This window comes from Paenibacillus sp. FSL W7-1088 (genome assembly GCF_037969855.1).
Taxonomy (GTDB): domain Bacteria; phylum Bacillota; class Bacilli; order Paenibacillales; family Paenibacillaceae; genus Paenibacillus.
In genome coordinates this window covers 6,762,287-6,778,864 of record NZ_CP150216.1, presented here as the reverse complement: position 1 = coordinate 6,778,864, position 16,578 = coordinate 6,762,287, and the positions used below count along the sequence as shown (strand labels likewise).

General features: G+C 47.3%; 12 protein-coding genes. 11 read left to right on the top strand and 1 reads right to left on the bottom strand.

The window, feature by feature from the left end; genetic code table 11:
• Positions 1–43: 43 nt before the first annotated feature.
• Positions 44–1,105, bottom strand: a complete 1,062-nt coding sequence (locus MKY42_RS30550; RefSeq protein WP_339847110.1) for a LacI family DNA-binding transcriptional regulator — start codon at positions 1,103–1,105, stop codon at positions 44–46.
• A gap of 506 nt (positions 1,106–1,611) precedes the next feature.
• On the opposite strand from MKY42_RS30550, the gene MKY42_RS30545 reads away from it, so the two are divergent.
• The 11 genes from MKY42_RS30545 to MKY42_RS30495 all read left to right on the top strand — a co-directional run bounded on the left by MKY42_RS30545 (position 1,612) and on the right by MKY42_RS30495 (position 16,569).
• On the top strand, positions 1,612–2,505 hold the full coding sequence (locus MKY42_RS30545) for an ABC transporter permease subunit (protein WP_240342996.1): 894 nt from the start codon (positions 1,612–1,614) through the stop codon (positions 2,503–2,505).
• 16 nt (positions 2,506–2,521) lie between these two features.
• A complete protein-coding gene (locus MKY42_RS30540) occupies positions 2,522–3,403 on the top strand; it encodes a carbohydrate ABC transporter permease (RefSeq protein ID WP_062321441.1) in 882 nt (293 codons plus the stop codon).
• 56 nt (positions 3,404–3,459) lie between these two features.
• Positions 3,460–5,067, top strand: a complete 1,608-nt coding sequence (locus MKY42_RS30535; protein WP_090903361.1) for an ABC transporter substrate-binding protein — start codon at positions 3,460–3,462, stop codon at positions 5,065–5,067.
• Between the two features lie 96 nt (positions 5,068–5,163).
• Complete coding sequence (locus MKY42_RS30530; protein ID WP_339847105.1) at positions 5,164–6,645, top strand: glycoside hydrolase family 32 protein; 1,482 nt, start codon at positions 5,164–5,166, stop codon at positions 6,643–6,645.
• 19 nt (positions 6,646–6,664) lie between these two features.
• Positions 6,665–7,555, top strand: coding sequence for an ROK family protein (locus tag MKY42_RS30525; RefSeq protein WP_090903365.1), 891 nt, complete (start codon positions 6,665–6,667; stop codon positions 7,553–7,555).
• A gap of 278 nt (positions 7,556–7,833) precedes the next feature.
• The gene (locus tag MKY42_RS30520; RefSeq protein ID WP_339847101.1) at positions 7,834–11,502 is read left to right on the top strand and encodes a GH32 C-terminal domain-containing protein; all 3,669 of its coding nucleotides are present in this window, start codon (positions 7,834–7,836) and stop codon (positions 11,500–11,502) included.
• A 203-nt stretch (positions 11,503–11,705) separates the two neighbouring features.
• A complete protein-coding gene (locus MKY42_RS30515) occupies positions 11,706–12,050 on the top strand; it encodes a Na-translocating system protein MpsC family protein (protein ID WP_024632855.1) in 345 nt (114 codons plus the stop codon).
• Positions 12,051–12,556: 506 nt separating this feature from the next.
• A complete protein-coding gene (locus MKY42_RS30510; protein WP_339853169.1) occupies positions 12,557–13,627 on the top strand; it encodes an ABC transporter substrate-binding protein in 1,071 nt (356 codons plus the stop codon).
• Between the two features lie 106 nt (positions 13,628–13,733).
• Positions 13,734–14,672, top strand: coding sequence for a nucleoside hydrolase (locus MKY42_RS30505; protein ID WP_090903369.1), 939 nt, complete (start codon positions 13,734–13,736; stop codon positions 14,670–14,672).
• Positions 14,673–14,954: 282 nt separating this feature from the next.
• Complete coding sequence (locus MKY42_RS30500) at positions 14,955–15,773, top strand: ABC transporter permease (protein WP_090903370.1); 819 nt, start codon at positions 14,955–14,957, stop codon at positions 15,771–15,773.
• A 4-nt stretch (positions 15,774–15,777) separates the two neighbouring features.
• Entirely contained in the window at positions 15,778–16,569 is a 792-nt protein-coding gene (locus MKY42_RS30495) for an ABC transporter permease (RefSeq protein WP_024632851.1), read from the top strand.
• Positions 16,570–16,578 lie beyond the last annotated feature (9 nt).

The following is a 16,578-nucleotide window of genomic DNA, read 5'->3' as shown; positions in this document are numbered from 1 at the left end:
GAAAGATACGGCTATTTATTTTTTTAGAGATCTATGAGATAAGTTAAACGGTCTGTGGATTGGCTTTCATAAGTGTGGGTGTGGACTCCCGTATGATCGGTTTGGTTACGATATGCGAGACCTGATAAGGCTGTGACGGATGATCAATCCGGGATAACAGCATCTCCGCAGCCTTAATGCCCATTTCGTTGCTGTAGATATGAACCGTCGTTAATGCAGGCTCAATAATTCGTGATTCAGGTGCGTTATCGAATCCGCATATGACGATATCCTGGGGCACTTTAACATTCCTCGCTCTCAAAGCTCTGATCAAGTCGACTGCGATAAAGTCGTTGGCACACACATACGCATCAGGCAGCGACTTCAGCTCTGCCACGCGTTCGTTCAACCAGCCAGGCTTTGAGAAAAACAGGCGGTCATCATCCACAATGCATTGGGATGGATCGACCTGCAGCCTCGCTTCCAGCATCGCCCGCTGATATCCTACCCAACGTTCATTGAAGCTTTTGCAATGATTGTAATCCCCGGCAAATCCAACATGGTTGTAGCCGCTCTCAATTAATTTTCTGGTTAACTGATACGTGCTGTGCTCATTCTCCATGAGCAGCAAATCTGCATGAAATTCCGGATAACAGATGTCGGAAGCGCAATCGATGAAGATCGTGGGAATTCCGAGATCGGTAATAAGCTGAGTATATTTCAGATTGAACAACTCAATGCAAATGATACCGTCCACGTTGGAAATATCAAAATTGTTGGGAAGTGTAAGTGAGTCCTGATCAACCTCACGTACGATATGAATGGAGAGATTGTATCCCTCTGCGCTGATTCTTTTCTCCAGACCACTGATTAACATCGAACCAAAGTGAGATGTATTGGGCAGATTCTCCGTTAACAGGGCGATATTGTTTGGAGCTTTGGTTAGAACATGCTCATTTTCCATATAGGCAAACTGTTTATATTTAAGTTCAATTGCTTTTTTAATTACACGATTACGTGTCTCATCCGGGATATTTCCGCTATCATTCAAGGCTTTGGAAGCTGTATTCCGGGAGATGCCCAAAGCATCTGCGATGTCCTGTATCGTAACTTTTTCTTTTGCCATCTAGTGCTTCACCTCTAATGATCATATCGTCGTCCATAGTATTATCTTAGTCAAATGTATAATAGATCGGAACAAATAGCAATCTCGATTTTACATATGCACAATTAAGTTTACATTTTTAATTTAAATTAAGCGCTTTTATATGTATTCAGAAGTTTTGTTACAAATGATCATTAGTTTGAAATATCCTACTGCTGATAAGGGGAATGACAGGTTGAAGGGAAATAAACAAACGTTATATATACAATGAAATGCACATTTAGAACTTGGAAAACACACTAAATGTTATCAAATGCACAATTATTTTTTACATAATGTATTGACTAATGCCTAGATTACCTGATAAATTGTAAATTATTAAATGAGCAATTGTAAATATTGAAAGCCCTTACTGCAAACAATTGTCAACTTCAGGAATGAACGGAGGTAATGTGTTGGATAACACAGTGGATACCAAAAAGGGTACAGGAAGGGCGTTGAAAGAGAGGGCATCTACCGGTCACAGGATGCAGCAGTTCAAAAAGAATTATTTTTTGTACTTGTTACTCGCACCAGCTCTGATCCTGACCCTTGTCTTCAAATACATCCCGATGTACGGAGCCATTATCGCATTTAAGGATTTTAGTCCGATCAAAGGTATTATGGGCAGTGAGTGGGTAGGCTTGAAGCATTTTGAGAAGTTTTTGGCTTCGCCCAATTTTGACGTCATCTTTATGAATACGCTTAAACTCAGTTTTTTTGGATTGATATTCAGCTTTCCGGTCCCGATTTTGCTTGCTCTCATGCTCAATCAGGTACGTAAAGCCGGAGTGAAGAAAAACATCCAATTGTTTCTGTATGCACCCAACTTTATCTCGGTAGTTGTCGTTGTGGGTATGCTGTTTATCTTTCTATCCCCAACAGGGCCGATCAATCAGATAGCCACAGCAATTACAGGGCATCCTATTATGTTTATGTCCGAACCGGAATACTTCCGCTGGATATACATTTTGTCGGATATTTGGACCGGGGCGGGCTGGGCTTCCATCATTTATGTCGCTGCTTTGGCCAATGTCGATCCGGAACTTCACAATGCAGCCAACCTGGATGGAGCGAATCTCATTCAGCGTATTCGCCATATCGACCTTCCGACGATTCGACCGATTATGGCCATCGTATTTATTCTTGCCGCTGGCGGGATCATGTCGATTGGATTTGAGAAGGCCTACCTGATGCAGACATCCATGAACTTGCCTTCCTCCGAAATCATTGCCACGTATGTGTACAAGGTGGGCTTGCAGTCCGGAGATTACGCTTATTCTGCGGCAGTAGGATTATTTAACTCCGTCATCAATGTCATTTTGCTGGTGACTGTGAATCTGATCGTGAAGAAATTGAATGAAGGCGAAGGCCTCTATTAGGAAAGGAGTGTTATCCATGGTAGTCAAACATACGGGACTGGATCGACTGATCCTCACGCTGAACGCGATTTTTCTCACCTGTGCCGTACTGGTTGTGGTTGTCCCCCTGATTTATATCGTCGTTGCCTCATTCATGGACCCGACGGTACTGCTGAACCGCGGGCTGTCCTTCAATGTATCCGACTGGAGTCTGGATGGGTATCAGATGATTCTATCCAATCCGGCCATGATTCGAGGGTTTGCCAATGCGGTGCTGTACTCGGTTTCTTTTGCACTAGTGACGGTGACCGTCTCGATATTTGCAGGGTATGCCTTGTCTGATGAAAGGCTGGCTGGGCGAGGATTTTTCATGATTATTTTTATCATCACGATGTTCTTCGGTGGCGGTTTGATCCCGACCTATCTGCTTGTTCGTAATCTAGGCATGCTGGATACGGTATGGGCCATTATCATCCCAGGCGCAGTCAATGTCTGGAACATCATTCTCTCCAGAACCTTCTTCAAAGGGGTGCCGCGAGAACTGAAAGAAGCCGCCAATGTGGATGGTGCCTCCGAGATGAAGATTTTCTTCCAGATCGTCATTCCGTTATCGAAACCTATCATTTTTGTTCTCGCGTTGTACGCGTTTGTAGGCCAGTGGAATTCCTATTTTGACGCCATGATCTATCTGGACAATCCGAACCTCCATCCGCTCCAGCTTGTTCTGCGCTCCATTCTGATTCAGAATCAGGCTGCACCGGGCATGATCAGTGATCAGCTTGCGATGGCGGAACTGAAACGTCTCTCGGAAATGATCAAATATTCAGCCATTGTCATTTCGAGTCTGCCACTCATTATCATGTATCCGTTCTTTCAGAAATACTTCGAAAAAGGTGTCATGGTAGGTTCGCTCAAATAGTGAACAGTCTGAAATATAGCGCGCTCGACCCAACATAATCCACGGAGGTCATTATCATGAAAAAAGTGAACAAGTCCAGAAAAGCCGCTACAACGGCATCCATCTCCATGTTGTCAGCGATGCTCCTGCTCTCGGCGTGTGGCGGGGGAGGAGGCGGTGCGGCAAGTGAAGCCCAGTCACCTGATGGCAAAGTGACATTGAATTTTATAACACAGAGTTCTCCGCTGGCTCCTGCTGATCCGAACGAGAAGCTGATTAACAAGAGACTCGAAGAGAAAACCAATGTGCATATCAACTGGAAGAACTATACGAGTGATGTGTTTGCGGAGAAAAGAAACCTGGCGATAGCCAGCGGTGATTTGCCGGATGCCATTTTTGACGCAGGTTATGGGGATTATGATCTCCTGAAACTGGCGAAGGACGGTGCCATCATTCCACTGGAGGACATGATTGAGCAATACATGCCGAACCTGAAAAAGGTGCTGGAGGAAGCTCCCGAATACAAGAGCATGATTACGGCTCCAGACGGACATATTTATTCCTTTCCCTGGATTGAGGAGCTCGGAAGTGGCAAGCAGCGCATACAGGCGGTTGATGACTTACCTTGGATCAACGTGGAGTGGCTGAACAAGCTCGGACTGAAGATGCCAACGACAACCGAAGAACTGAAACAAGTGCTGATTGCGTTCAAAACCCAGGACCCGAACGGCAATGGCAAAGCTGACGAAATTCCGTTGTCCTTCATTAACAAGCCGGGCGGAGAAGATCTGACATTTCTATTTGCAGCATTTGGACTCGGGGAGAACTGGGACCACACCGTGGTGACCAACGATGGAAAAGTAGTCTTTACGGCAGCTGATGAAGGCTACAAGGAAGCGGTCAAATACATTCACGAACTGGTTCAGGAAGGTCTTGTGGATGTGGAAGCATATCAGCAGGATTGGAATACGTATCTGGCCAAGGGCAAAGACAACAAATATGGTATGTACTTCACTTGGGATAAGGCCAACATTACAGGCATGAATGATACCTATGATGTTCTGCCTCCTGTCGCCGGACCGAATGGAGAAATTAATGTCGCGCGTACAAACGGTATCGGTCTAGACCGAGGACGCATGGTTGTTACGAGCAGCAATAAAAATTTGGAATCCACAGCGAAGTGGGTCGACCAATTGTACGATCCGCTCCAATCCGTGCAGAACAACTGGGGAACTTACGGTGATGAGACACAACAGAATATTTTTGAATTGGATGAAGCCAAAGGCATGCTGAAGCATCTTCCGCTGGAAGGCGCTGCACCTGTTGAGCTCAGACAGAAAACGAGCATTGCAGGACCGCTGGCTATTCTAGACAGTTACTATGACAAATACACAACCAAACCGGAAGATGCTGCATGGCGTATGGAACTGCTCGATAAATATATGGTTCCACACATGAAAGCAGAAAATGTCTATCCAAGCGTGTTCTTCTCGATCGATGAACTCGACCGCCTTTCCACCATTGAGACGGATTTGTTCGCCTATGTGCTGCGTATGCGCACGGAATGGTATCAGAATGGAAAGATCGATCAGGAGTGGGACGCTTATCTGAAAGAGTTGGATCGTCTTGGCTTGCAAGAGTGGCTGCAGATTAAACAAGCGGGATATGACCGCAACACCCAATAAAACAAACTGGATGAGGAGCTTTGCCTTACTAGCATTAAGGTGCGTGAGTGAAGCAAAGTGTCCTCTTCAAAGGTTTGATCCAAAGGAGAAACCAATATGTCTACCATTTCAACAACCGATTACCGGGGCGTCTATCACTTCTCACCCAAGGAGAAGTGGATGAATGACCCCAACGGCATGGTATTTTTCAAAGGTGAGTATCACTTGTTCTATCAGCATCATCCGTTTGGCACCACATGGGGACCGATGCATTGGGGACACGCGGTGACCAAGGATTTGGTTACCTGGGAAGAGCTTCCTGTGGCTTTGGCGCCGGATGAACATGGCATGATATTCTCCGGCAGTGCCGTGGTGGACTGGAACAATACGTCCGGATTCTTTGACGATGAGCCAGGACTGGTGGCTATTTTCACCCATCATCAGGAGGTGCCAAACGATCATCCGATTCAGCGGCAGAGCCTCGCATATAGCAAGGATAGCGGAAGAACATGGATGAAATACGAGGGCAATCCGGTACTGGAGCATGAGTCATTCGTGGATTTCCGTGATCCCAAAGTGTTCTGGCATGAGCAGACTAAGGAATGGATTATGATTATCGCTTGTGGTCAGACGGTATGTCTGTACCATTCTCCCGATCTGAAGGATTGGACATTGGGCAGTGAATTCGGCGCCGGGATCGGTTCGCATGATGGCGTCTGGGAGTGCCCTGATCTGTTCCCGCTAGCCGTGGATGGAGATGCGAGCCAGGAGAAATGGGTGATGCTCGTCAGCATTGGTGCAGATCCGGCCTTCAAGGATGGCTCCAGAACGCAATACTTCACCGGAGATTTTAATGGGATTACATTTATTCCTGATGAAGCTTCCCATACCGTTCGCTGGCTTGATCATGGTCGGGATAACTACGCAGGGGTCAGTTGGTCTGACATTCCGGCAGAAGACGGCAGACGCCTGTTTATGGGTTGGATGAGCAACTGGATGTATGCCAATCAGACACCAACCGAAGCATACCGCGGCGCGATGACCATTGCGAGAGAGCTGACATTGGAGAAAAGGGACGGGGAAGTCCTGCTGGTTCAGCGTCCTGCACGCGAGTTGGAGCAAGCCCGCACCCCAGTACTGTCCTTACAGAATGCTTCTATTAGACAAGTGAGTGAACAGTTGAATACCTTGCGCCTTGTAAACTATGAGATATATGCGGAATGGGCTTCTGATCAATCTGTTCAATTTGCATTACGAAGTGGTGCAGGCAACGAAACGCTCATCGGCGTGGACGCTAGCCAGAATGAGGTATATGTTGATCGCAGTCGATCGGGTATTAGCGATTTCCATGAACATTTCCTGGGCCGCCATGCAGCTGGATTAAAAGCAGTGGACAGCAACCAACATATGCGTATTTATGTGGATTACTCATCTGTAGAGGTATTTGCCAATGACGGTCAAGCGGTTATTACCGATCTGATCTATCCGGATGCGGGTTCCAAGGGAATCTCTGTTCAGTCCCAAAATAAGGATTTAGTATTTGCTTCGCTTCATATCTACGAGCTATCCCCCATCCGAGTTGAAGGTCAGTCAGAATGATCGTGAGGGGGACAGTAAGATGCGTATAGGAGCAATAGAAGCCGGTGGAACGAAGTTTGTATGTGGTGTAGGTAACGAACGAGGGGAAATTGAAGATTGGTGCAGCTTTCCAACGGAACATCCCGAGACCACACTGGCGAAGGTGATCGACTATTTCAGGGACAAAGGAGTGGTGGCGATCGGGATCGGCTCCTTTGGTCCGATTGATCTGCAACCGGATAGCCCCACCTATGGTTACATTACGACAACGCCCAAGCCAGGGTGGGAAAACTGTAATGTTATTGGGTCATTGAAGCGTGAATTCCCGATTCCCTTCGGATGGGATACGGATGTGAATGCAGCGGCCCTTGGAGAAGTCACTTGGGGAGCAGCAAAGGGACTGGACAATTGTGTGTATTATACGATTGGCACAGGTGTTGGGATTGGGCTTGTGGCGGGAGGTAAACGTGTGCATGGAATGCTGCACCCGGAAGGTGGACACATCCGGACGAGACGGCACCCGGAGGATCATTTTGCCGGATTATGTCCGTATCATGGCGATTGCCTGGAGGGAATGGCTGCGGGGCCAGCCATTCAAGCCCGCTGGCAGAGCCCTGGCAGCGAACTGCCGGCAGACCACCCGGCCTGGGAGATCGAATCCTTTTACATTGCGGAGTCCATCACAACGGGCATTCTGCTTCACTCCCCTCAAAAGGTCATCTTGGGCGGAGGGGTGATGCAGCAAAGTCATCTGTTTCCCATGATCCGGCATCAGGTTGTACGGAATCTGAATGGTTATGTGAATGCAGCCCCAATAACGCAACATATTGACCAATATATTGTCCAGCCTGGATTGGGCCAGCACGCAGGACTATGCGGTGCCCTCGCATTGGGTTTAGAAGCATTGCAGCATGAAACATATGTTTCATAGCGTTTGATATGTATGGACGTCCCAGAAGGGGCGGATGCAGGTTCACTTATCTAAGAGACTGCGCCGCCCTTTGTGGGATTTTTGTCTCATCTACTATATGAAAAGAGGGAATGCTCATGAAAATCATCTTCCGTTCCATTGGTTGTGTTCTATTATCATGTGTCCTTGGATCTTCTGCTGCTGGAGCCTATTTCACAACATCTGTTATGGAGACAACTGCCTCGCAAAGGATAGAACAGACCTCCAAGGAATCAGCAAAACAGGGGGAGGTGGTTCAAATGTTAACCAAAGTGTCTAAGGCAATAACGAATTTGTCAGATTGGACATTGCAAGGTAGAGGCAATCTGGAAGATACGGATGATGGACTTCGTCTGACTTCGGACGCCGGGGAGAATGTGATGGCCATATCGGCTACACGAGCCGATAATTTTATCTTTGAAGCTGATTTGATGATTCAGAATATGAAAGCGGATACAAGTCTTGTTTTTCGATCCAATGATACAGGTTGGTCTTCATATATGCTGCAAGTGGTTCCTCAGGCTGGTGTAATACGTCTAAGAGATGCCAGTGGACAGCCGGGAACGTTAAATGTAGAACATAAAGAAAACCTGGAATCTGGGAGTATCTATCATCTGAAAGTGAAGGCGGACGGAGAAAGCCTTCAGGTATATTGGGATAATCGGTATGACCCGGTGATTGATGTGAAAGACAGTGCCTACTCGTCAGGGAATCTGGGGCTCCATGTATGGGATGGGTCGGCTTTGTTCCAGAATGTGCAGGTTAGTACAATGAATGGCAATATCGGCAAAACGATTAGCAGCGTAGGTGAATGGCAGCCGGATTTGAAAGGATATAAAGGGAAAGCAAACGCGCAGGGGAAAGGAAGGGTCATTTACGAGAAAGCGACATCTGATTTTGTATATGAAGGAAATATATCTCTTGCCAATGCGAGTACCTCAGCAGCGCTGCTATTCAGGGCAAATGCAGATGGAACGAAGGGATATGAAGCAGCCCTGATTCGGGAAGGAGAAGAAGTTCGGGTGCAACTTCGAAAAGCGGACGGTACCGTGCTCGCCAGCTCGAATAGCAAGGTTCCAAGCCAACCGGGAGCGAGGCATCACATCGAAGTTATAGCCTCGGGCAGCTTGATTCAAATCTATGTAGATGGGTACACGCCTGCGGCTGTTGAGGTAACAGATAAAAGCTACGCTAATGGAAATGCTGGACTTGTCGTGCAACAAGGCATCGCTTATTTTCAGGATATCTATGTAACGGAAGAGTCGGTGTACTATAAAGAAAACTATCGTCCCCAGTACCATTATTCTCCGATTCGAGGATCGGCAAGTGATCCAAACGGGCTGGTCTATTACGAAGGAGAATATCATCTGTTTCATCAGGATGGAGGCACCTGGGCTCATGCCGTCAGTTCTGATCTGGTAAATTGGAAGCGTTTACCTATTGCGTTACCTTGGAATGATCAGGGCCATGTATGGTCGGGATCAGCAATTGCTGATCTGAATAATGCCTCCGGTCTGTTCACGGATTCGGGCGGAAAAGGTCTGATTGCGTACTACACTTCCTATCATCCAGATAAACCTGGTGGCAATCAGCGTATCGGCCTCGCCTATAGTACTGATCAAGGCCGGAATTGGCAATACGCCAAAGATCGTCCGATTGTCATTGAGAATCCGGGCAAGAATGGTGATGATCCGGGAAGCTGGGATTTCCGTGATCCGAAGGTCGTCCGGGATGAAGATCACAACCGTTGGGTGATGGTGGTGTCCGGCGGGGATCACATCCGGTTCTTTACTTCAACCAATCTGCTCGATTGGACCTTAACCGATAACTTCGGATATGGCGATTATGTTCGAGGTGGTGTGTGGGAGTGTCCCGATCTGATTCAGCTGCCTGTAGATGGAACGGGGCAACGTAAGTGGGTGCTAATGATCAGTACAGGGGCCAATCCGAAAACTCAGGGATCAGATGCGGAATATTTTGTAGGCCAGCTAACAGCTGATGGGAAATTCCTGAACGATCATCCGTCGGGGCAAGTGTTGAGAACGGACTTCGGTAAGGAGTTCTACGCAGCGATGTCCTTTGCGAATATGCAGGACCAGCGGAAAATCATGCTGGCATGGATGACGAACTGGGATTATCCGTTTGAATTCCCAACTTCCTCATGGAAAGGGCAACTGACCATACCAAGAGAAATCTCTCTTCGAACCACGGATGAAGGAGTACGTTTGGTACAAACACCAATCACTGAACTCCAGACACTGCGGCATAACCTGTATAGTGCACAACAAATGATCGTTGGCCCAAAAACAAAAAATCCGCTTGATGGGCTAACGGCAGGGGCATATGAGATTGAAGCTGAAGTGGAAATTCCGGCTAACAGCTCTGTAACCGAGTTTGGCTTTCAACTGCGTCAAAGAGAAGGGCAGAAGACCACCGTAGGATACAGAGTAAATACGCAGAACATGTTCGTGGATCGCACCGCTTCGGGGGACGTAAGCTTCTCCGACTTATTCACCAAGGTACACGAGGCCCCGTTACAACCTGAAAATCGAAAGGTGAAGTTACGTATATTCGTCGATGAATCCTCTATAGAGGTCTTTGGTAATGATGGCAAGGTTGCCTTCTCAGATGTCATTTTTCCAGATCCGGCGGGAAGGGCAATGGCTTTCTATAGCCTGGGTGGGGAAGTGAAGGTGAGCTCCATGAAGGTGTACGCCTTAGATAACATCTGGAGAAAGAGCACTTCCTCCAAGGCTCAGGTTATTGCAGATATACAAAGAAGAACGGCGAATGTTGGGCAGACACAAACGCTGTACGCCACGGTGGAAGGCAGACCCGGAAAAGGTGCCACTCAAACGTTGAAATGGAAGGTAAGCAATCCTAAAGTGGTGCAAATCGTTCATTCTGATAAAACGAAAGCGACGGTTCGAGCTGTGGGTGGAGGCGAAGCAGTAGTAACGGTATCAACGGCAGACGGCAAAGCTTCTGCCCAAATACCGATAACGGTATCCAGTGGCATATTCCATACCAACTTGTCCGGCTGGAAGTCGGATAAGTCATCGGCCCAATGGCTTATTTCCAAACAAGGCATACAGGGCAACTATAGTGGAGATACACAATATATCGCACAGGAAACGGCAGGGGATTTTCAATATGATGCTGATCTGACGCTGGGAGCACAGGGGGGAGCAGGTTCTATTGTATTCCGTGCAAGTGAGGATGGACGAAGCGGCTACTATTTGAATATGGACCCGAACCTGAAGTCCATCCGGCTATTTTATAAAGTGGATGGAAAAATCGAAAATCGACAGGTACTTGCTCAAATCCCGAGATTCGTTCGTAAAGATCATACGCATCACATCCAGATTCAGGCGAACGGTCCTCGAATCCAGGTTGATGTAGACGGTGAGCGAGTCCTGGATCTTCAGGATGGAACGTTTGCCGAAGGACATTTTGGACTTCATGTGTTCGGTGGGAATGCGTCCTTCCAGAATGTGAATGCAATCCATAGGAAGAAAGCAGAATTGGAGCAGGTGATGATTTATAACGCAGGACGTCCCGTTACGGTGCAGGCTGTTCCATCTGAAGCAGGAGAAGTGATAAAGGTTGCTGAGGAGACAGAGAATGCAAGTGAAGGCTTCAGATGGGTACTTGTACCGACAGGCGATGATTCCGGCTCTTACTCCATTCGAACCTTGAGCGGAATGTCTCTTGATTGGGATGTAGGACAGAATCGTATTCAGCTCTATTCGTATCTTGGTTATGCGAATCAACGCTGGAACATTTCAAAGAATGAGGACGGGACGATGCGCATTACAAGTTCTCATAACGGGAAAGCACTTGGCATATCCGAGGATGGGGCTGAGCTGGTAATGGATGAGTATCGTCAAGAGAATGAGTATCAAAAGTGGGTTATTAAGCAACAATAATAGAGAAAAGGGGTGCAGTTATCTCCAAGCACGCTTACGGTGAACATTTACGAATTGTTTTCGCTAGTTTATACCTATCGTTCGCTTTTATGTGTTATTTGCATGTTAACTATATCTTTTGGGTTGCCTAAAATCGTAGATATATGTATAATCAATCGTGTTAACACGTCGAACGTACGGTAGTAAATGATGTGGGTGAGTTCATGGAACTGCTGGACAGCAATGAGAGCAAGAAGAAGATGTGCCAGTATTATAACGAAATTTCGAAGGAACTGTTCGGCTTTGGCACCACTCTCCTGAGAGTGACCATTGATCAGAACATTGTGACCTTCTACGCGAAGCACCGACGTTCACCGCGCTCTGACGCCCTGGAAGGGGAGGCCCCCGGCTTGAAGCTGGAAGTGGACTTCCGCATGTCTGTCTTGTATAAGAAGAAATTCAGGGAGAAGTTGGAGCAGCACATGGGTTTGCCAATCGAAGCTGTATTACGGGATTACGATGCGTCCACGCAGTGGGCCATTACGAATGTGATATTGGAACAAGCATAGGATGGATCGACAGGTTCGATGCATGTGTTGCGAACGATTCTAATTCATCATTCTGATTCCGAACAATTTCATATGATGGCGTCTGACTTCGGATTGATTCTGAAGCGGAAACCGATGATGTACCGGCAGCGGGTGTCGCTTTCCTTTGTTTACGAAGAAAAGTGTTCTTGTTTATACAAGAATGCTTTTCTTTTTGTTTTTTTAAGTTGAACTATATGAGCCCAACTAACAAATATTCACACTGGCACTCCGATGACAGAACAACCTTCCGATCGCTGTTATTCCCAGATTTCTTTGATTGTATTTAGAAAAGGTGAAATCCGGGAATAAAGGCGAAGCGTATGCTTTCGATGCAGCTTTCTTTCAGAAAGCTTTTAGCTCCGCTACTTCAGGTTTCTTCTGTCCTCTACGTTATTGTGTAAAATTTTTAGTTGAGAATATCAAGCTAGTTCAACTTAATGGTTTGGATTGTAATATCACACATATCAGGGGGAATCAGGATCATGATGAAAAAGTGGATTAGCGGTTTGGCGGCAGTGGCAATGACATCGGTATTACTTGCAGGATGCGGTAGCAGTACAGAGAGCGCAACAGGCGGATCAGGCAGCGGAGGCACAGCGCCAACCAAACTGGTCGTCTCTACTTGGGGATTCTCGGAAGATTTCTTTAATGAAGAAGTATTTGGTCCATTTGAAAAAGAACATAATGTAGACATTGTGCTTGAAGTGGGTAACAACGCTGAGCGTCTGAACAAAATCCGCCAAGGTACATCCAATGTTGATGTGATCTATTTGTCCGATTACTATGCACAACAAGGTATCGATGAAGGTCTGTTTGAGAAAATCGACCGTTCCAAAATTCCAAATGTAAATGACATTTATGATATTGCCAAAGCACCACTTGGTGAAGATTATGGCCCGGCATACACGGTTGGACAGCTCGGTATCGCTTATAACCCGGACCTCGTTAACAAAGAAGTCACTTCATGGGCTGATCTGTGGGATCCAGCGTTTGCGGGTAACCTGACCATTCCGAACATTACGGCAACAGCAGGCCCAATGGTATTGGATGCAGCTTCACGTGTAGCCGGAAACGAAACATTTAATGAAGATGCAGCTTTTGCGGAACTGAAAAAATTAAGCAGCAACGTTGTTAAATTTTACACGCAAACCTCCGAATTCGTGAACATGTTCTCCCAGGAAGAGATTGCTGGCGGACCGATTATGGAAATGTACTTCAAAGATTTGAAAGTGGCAGTGCCAAATGCGAAGTTTGTTACGCCTAGCGAAGGTGCGTATGCCGTCATGAATACGATCAATGTCGTGAAAGGCAGCAAGAACAAAGAACTCGCCGAAGAATTCATCAACTGGCAGCTCAGCCAGGATGTACAAAGCAAATCTGCCAAAGCTAAAGTGGATTCCCCGGTAAATACGAAGGTTGAATTGAATGCCGAAGAAGCAGAAGGCGTAACGTATGGTGCTGACGTCGTTGGCAAGCTGAACAAGCTGGATATGGAATTTGTGAATCAACAGGCTAAAGCATGGACAGATCGTTGGAACCGCGAGATTGCACAATAAGCTTAATTATCGTTAGAACGATAAGGTTTAGAGACAGGTATGATTGTACTCGACAAACAAAAATTTGCAGCAAGCAATCATTTAACGGCAGAGGAGTTGGGAATGTATGAGTGAAACAGGAAATCGCATCATTCTGGATGTGGATACCGGTATTGATGACGCGCTGGCGATCTTGCTGGCCGTCAAGAGTCGGAAGCTGGACATTCTCGGGATTACCACCGTCTGCGGGAACGTATCACTTCAGCAGGCAACGGATAATACATGCAAAATTCTCGAGCTGGTGGGAGCACCCTCCATTCCGGTCATTGCCGGAGCGGCTGGGCCACTCACACGCAAGTCTCACTATGAGCACCGGGTACATGGACAAGACGGATTGGGTGGTGCGCTGCCTGATCCGGCCGCGTCCAAGCAGGCGGATGAAGGTTTTGCCCCGGAATTTATCGTTGAACAAGCGAAGTTGTACCCAGGCGAACTAACACTGATCATGACCGCGCCGTTAACGAATCTGGCTCTGGCTTTAATGAAGTGTCCTGAACTACCTACATTATTGAAGGAAGTCATCTTCATGGGTGGTGTCGTTCGTGGGCATGGCAACATTACACCTACTGCGGAGTACAACACGTACGCTGATCCCGAAGCCGCACGCATTGTATTACATGCAGGTTTCGAGAAGCTTACGCAGGTGGGCTTGGATGTTACCCGCCAAACGCTGCTGAATGAAGAAGCCATCGGACGATTGACTGATCCAGTATTGCGCGATTACGTGGCACAGAGCACAGAGATTTACATCAAGCGGTATGAAGAAATGAACGGCGTCCGCGCTTGCGCATTGCATGATCCGCTGGCAGTAGGCGTCGCTCTTGCCCCGGAACTGGTTGGACGCAAATCGTATTACGTCGATGTAGAGACGGCCAGCCGCCTGTGTGATGGTCAGATGGTATGTGACTTCCAAAACCGTTTGGGCGAACAACCCAACACATTGGTATGCGAAACGGTAGATGCCGAAGCATTCCTTGAACTGTTTATTAACGCATTAAATGCGTAGCCATGATCTTCACGGCATTGGGGTACAGTCTAAAAATCAATCCTTACGTATTTCGCTGGTAGTGGAGGGGACGAAATCGATTCTGTAGAAGCGAAGCGTTCGCCTTTATCCTTGGATTTTTCCTTCTAAACAGAAGGAGATCAAGAAAATCCAAGGATAACAGCGATCGAAAGAACGATTCGTAACCGTAACGGCTGGTGCGACTAACGTGTAGCATTTATTTTGAAATGTGCTCCAATGAAACGTGTGAATAAAACCATTTTATAAGTCAGGAGTACCGCGATGAAGAAATCAGTATACTGGCTATTGCTGCCGGGATTTGTGTTTTTGGCGGCATTTATGATCATTCCGATTGTCCTGACGATCGGATCGACGTTTTTTCAGGAAAACTCCTTCACGTTTGAAGGATACATGCATTTTTTCAGAGACCCTTACTTTTTGAAAATATTGCTTACGACGCTGCAGGTCAGCGTGGTCACCACCATCGTCTGCGTGGTGCTCGGATTCCCGACAGCTTATTATATTTCACGGAAAGCGCCGCGCCGCAAAGGCATTTTGCTCGCGCTGGCCATCTTCCCGCTGCTGACGAGCCCGGTTGTGCGCTCGTTTAGCTGGATGATTATTCTCGGACGCAAAGGGCTGATCAACAACGCCCTCGTTGGGCTTGGTATCGTGGACAAGCCGCTGGATATTCTGTATACGCCGGCAGCCATGATGATTGGTTTGACCCATCTGTTCCTGCCGCTCATGATCATTTCCCTGGTCGGTGTGCTTGAGAACATCGATGGTGATCTGCTTAAGGCAGCGCAGAGCCTCGGTGCATCCCGCTTTACGGCATTCCGCCGGGTGGTGTTCCCGCTGGCTGTGCCAGGGCTTGTGATCGGAGCCGTACTTGTTTTTGTCGGAAGCCTGACGGCTTATACGACGCCTGCACTATTGGGAGGCAAACAGCGCGTAATTGCGACGTTCCTCTATCAGAACGCCATGACCCTGAACGACTGGTATCTGGCCTCGGTCGTTGCTGCGATTATGATTGTCATTACGTTTGTCGTGGTCGGTGTCATGAACAAAATGGCCAAAACTTTAAATCCGAAGGGGTAGACATATGCGGGAGAAACATATCGGGCTGGGCCTGTTCAGTCTGCTGGTCTTTATCTTTCTGCTGGGCCCGCTTCTGATCATCTCGGTGACTTCGTTTGAACCGGGGACGGTACTCAAATTTCCGCCGGAGGGCTTCTCCCTCCGCTGGTACGAGAATATTTTCAACACAGGCGGTTTCCTCCGCACGTTCCAGACGTCCATCATCATTTCCCTACTGGGAAACTTGTTGGCGCTGTTGCTCGGGGTTCCGGCTGCGTACGCACTTAGTCGTTATGATTTCAAAGGCAAGTCGGTGCTGAATGCATTGTTCCTGTCTCCGGTACTCATTCCGGGAATCGTGCTTGGTTTTACATTGATGAAATACCTGATCGTGATCTATCATTTGCCGATGTATCTAGGTCTGCTAATCGGTCACACGATTATTATGCTTCCATTTATCATTCGCGTTATCGCATCGAGTCTGTCGAGCTTTGACTTTGCGGTAGAAGAAGCAGCCCTGAGTCTCGGCGCAGGACGGGTTAGAACGTTCTTCCAGATCGTGCTGCCTAACATTCGCTCAGGGATTCTCGCGGCGGTGCTGATTGCCTTTCTGGAGTCGTTCAACAACGTGGACATTTCCGTGTTTATGACCGGACCAGGGGTAAGCACATTGCCAATTCAGATGCTGACCTATGTAGAAAATTATTTTGACCCAACCATTGCAGCCATTTCCGTGCTTTTGATGGTATTGACTGGACTTTTAATGTTCGTGATCGAACGGATCATGGGCGGATTCTCATACTTTACTAAACGTTAATTGGAGGCG

Excerpts from the sequence above, each read along its gene's own strand:
- MKY42_RS30550 (WP_339847110.1), bottom strand. The coding sequence starts at position 1,105 with ATGGCAAAAGAAAAAGTTACGATACAGGACATCGCAGATGCTTTGGGC.
- MKY42_RS30505 (WP_090903369.1), top strand. The coding sequence starts at position 13,734 with ATGAGTGAAACAGGAAATCGCATCATTCTGGATGTGGATACCGGTATT.
- MKY42_RS30495 (WP_024632851.1), top strand. The coding sequence starts at position 15,778 with ATGCGGGAGAAACATATCGGGCTGGGCCTGTTCAGTCTGCTGGTCTTT.
- MKY42_RS30535 (WP_090903361.1), top strand. The coding sequence starts at position 3,460 with ATGAAAAAAGTGAACAAGTCCAGAAAAGCCGCTACAACGGCATCCATC.
- MKY42_RS30540 (WP_062321441.1), top strand. The coding sequence starts at position 2,522 with ATGGTAGTCAAACATACGGGACTGGATCGACTGATCCTCACGCTGAAC.
- MKY42_RS30500 (WP_090903370.1), top strand. The coding sequence starts at position 14,955 with ATGAAGAAATCAGTATACTGGCTATTGCTGCCGGGATTTGTGTTTTTG.
- MKY42_RS30525 (WP_090903365.1), top strand. The coding sequence starts at position 6,665 with ATGCGTATAGGAGCAATAGAAGCCGGTGGAACGAAGTTTGTATGTGGT.
- MKY42_RS30530 (WP_339847105.1), top strand. The coding sequence starts at position 5,164 with ATGTCTACCATTTCAACAACCGATTACCGGGGCGTCTATCACTTCTCA.
- MKY42_RS30510 (WP_339853169.1), top strand. The coding sequence starts at position 12,557 with ATGAAAAAGTGGATTAGCGGTTTGGCGGCAGTGGCAATGACATCGGTA.
- MKY42_RS30520 (WP_339847101.1), top strand. The coding sequence starts at position 7,834 with ATGTTAACCAAAGTGTCTAAGGCAATAACGAATTTGTCAGATTGGACA.
- MKY42_RS30515 (WP_024632855.1), top strand. The coding sequence starts at position 11,706 with ATGGAACTGCTGGACAGCAATGAGAGCAAGAAGAAGATGTGCCAGTAT.
- MKY42_RS30545 (WP_240342996.1), top strand. The coding sequence starts at position 1,612 with ATGCAGCAGTTCAAAAAGAATTATTTTTTGTACTTGTTACTCGCACCA.